This window comes from Acidovorax facilis (assembly GCF_023913775.1).
Taxonomy (GTDB): domain Bacteria; phylum Pseudomonadota; class Gammaproteobacteria; order Burkholderiales; family Burkholderiaceae_C; genus Acidovorax; species Acidovorax facilis.
Genome location: NZ_JAMXAX010000249.1, coordinates 1 through 2,351 on the forward strand (window position 1 = coordinate 1; position 2,351 = coordinate 2,351).

Annotated in this window: 3 protein-coding genes; all 3 read right to left on the reverse strand. The window is 69.1% G+C overall.

From position 1 onward, the window contains the following. Positions 1–84: 84 nt before the first annotated feature. From rimI to NFX52_RS29820, 3 genes are read right to left on the reverse strand one after another with little or no spacing between them, the layout of a single operon-like run. The gene (gene rimI / locus NFX52_RS29810; protein WP_055395464.1) at positions 85–564 is read right to left on the reverse strand and encodes a ribosomal protein S18-alanine N-acetyltransferase; all 480 of its coding nucleotides are present in this window, start codon (positions 562–564) and stop codon (positions 85–87) included. Positions 565–583: 19 nt separating this feature from the next. After that, complete coding sequence (tsaB, locus tag NFX52_RS29815) at positions 584–1,300, reverse strand: tRNA (adenosine(37)-N6)-threonylcarbamoyltransferase complex dimerization subunit type 1 TsaB (RefSeq protein WP_055395462.1); 717 nt, start codon at positions 1,298–1,300, stop codon at positions 584–586. A gap of 30 nt (positions 1,301–1,330) precedes the next feature. Beyond that, positions 1,331–2,332, reverse strand: a complete 1,002-nt coding sequence (locus NFX52_RS29820; RefSeq protein WP_055395460.1) for a DMT family transporter — start codon at positions 2,330–2,332, stop codon at positions 1,331–1,333. Positions 2,333–2,351: the final 19 nt, after the last annotated feature.

Genomic DNA, 2,351 nt, shown 5'->3' on the forward strand with positions numbered 1-2,351 from the left:
GTGACGCCCATTTCTTGCAGCATGGCGCGCTGCCGCGCATCGAGGTGAAGGCTCATGGAAAAAAGGGCCGGTTGAAGGTGTTGCTCACAGTGCCAGGCTCATGACCACGGCATCTTCGCGCTGGCCCAGGTCAGCGGGGTAGTAGCGCTTGCGTTCGCCCACGCGTCGGAACCCGTGTGTCTGGTAAATGTGCTGGGCGCGCAGGTTGCTCACGCGCACCTCCAGCCACAGCCACTGGGCGCCGCGCCCGCGTGACCACAGGGCCAGCGCGTCCAGCAGCACCCGCGCCCAGCCCTGGCGCTGGAACTCGGGGGTGACGGTGATGTTGAGCAGGTGCACCTCGTCCACCCCCATCATGGCCACGAAGTAGCCGAGCAGGTGTTCGTCCGCCATCAGCACCTGTGCCTGGTAGCCCGAGGCCATGGCATCGGTGAAATTGCCGCGTGTCCAGGGGTGCGAATAGGCACGTTGTTCCACCGCCAGCACGGCATCCAGCCGCGCGAGCGTGAGGGCTTCAAAGCGCGCCTCGGGCGCGCCGGCAGGCGGGGTGGGCAGGGCGCTCATGGGGTCTGGCAGATAGGATTCACAGAGGAGCGGGCACCGCCTGGGCGGCGCGCAGCGCAGCCCGCTCGGCGGTGGTTTGTGCCACTTTATCGCGGATGTAGCGCGGCAGCGCATCGCTGGCCGGCACACCTTCGCCCGCTGCCAGCAAGGCCGGTGCCAGGCGCAGCAGCGCCGTGGCTGTGGGCAGCGCGGCCACGTGGGCGGCCATGGGCGCCAGCCGCTCGCCATAGGGCGTGCGCGCATTGCCCGCCACCGTCCACCCTGCGGGGGCAAGCACGGATTCCGGTGCGCCGAGGCCAAAGTCGGCCTCGGTGTGCCAGCGGCCCTGGGCGGCGACCCATTCGCAGCGCGCGTGGTAGACCTCGTCCATGCGCGCGTCCAGCACCGCCACCACCTGCGTGCAGCCGTGCGCGTGGCGCGCTTCCTCGGCCACGGCCAGCAGGGTGTCCACGGGCAGCACCGGCACACCCTGGCCCCCGCGCGCGCCAAACGCCAGCCCCTGGGCCACGGCGCAGGCGGTGCGTAGGCCGGTGAAGGAGCCTGGGCCCCGGCCAAACACAATGGCCTCCAGCGTGTCGAACGACAGGCCAGCTTGTGCCATCAGGCTGCGCACCTTCGGGATCAGGGTGGCCGATGCTTGCGCGCCCCCGGGACCCGTGTGCTGCCACACGGCATCACCGTGCTGGACGGCGATGGATAGGGTGTCGGTGCTGGTGTCGAAAGCAAGCAGATTCATGGGACCAAGGGGTTTGCGCGGCAAAAGGGGTCAGGGGGCGGTGCGGCCAGAGGCGGGCGTGGACGGGATGGCGGCCATGCCCGCCTGGCTCTTGCGCAGCACGCCCAGCAGGATACCGGCAGTCACCAGCAGCAGGCCCGCGACGAGGTTCCAGTACATCGGCTCGTCCAGAAAAATCACCGCGCCGATGGCCGAGAGGCCGGGCACCAGGGCCGTGATCATGGTGGAGCGCACCGGGCCATAGTGCTGGATCATGCGGGTGAAGCCAATGCCCGAGATCACCACCGACCCGCCACCTTGGAACGCCATGTGAAAGACGATCTCGCTCCACGGCGCAATGGCCAGGTGGCTGGTCACAGCACCCAGCGCTATCAGCAGCGCGTAGCTGGGGACATAGACCAAGCAGGCAAACGCGGTGATGGCGATGGTGGCCTGCACGGCGTCCACGGCGTAGCGCCGGGCCAGCACGCTGTAGGTGGCCCAGCATGAGGCGGCCAGCATGAACAGCACGTCGCCCTTCCACACATCACCGCCCGAAAATGCCGCCAGCAGGCTCCGCCCGCCCACCAGCAGGTCGCCTGCCACGATCAGCGCCAAGCCCGCCGCGCGCAGGGGCGTGATGTGGTCGCGCAGCAGCCAGGCAGCCAACAATGCTGTCCACAGCGGCAGGCTGCCAGGCATGAGCACCGCCGCGTGGGTCGCGGGTGCATGGAAGAACCCCGCATAGGCCAGCATGGCGTAGAGCAGGCCACCAAAGCTGCCCAGCAGCGCCGTGGTGCGCAGCGGCAATGGCGATAGGCCTGCCAGGCTGGAGGGCGGGGCATCAGCGCCCAGGGCTGCGGTGCGCCGCCGCACCATCCACCAGCCCCAGGGCAGCAGGACCAGGCTGGCGCCCACGATACGCAGCAGTGCAATGTCGAACGGGGTGAGTGTGCGCTGGGCCGAGGCGCGGGCAATGACGATGAAACCCGTCCAGATGGTGACCGTCACGACCGCCGCCAGCAGGCCGATGGCACGAGGAGAAAAACGCATCGGGGGATTATCGGTGGGT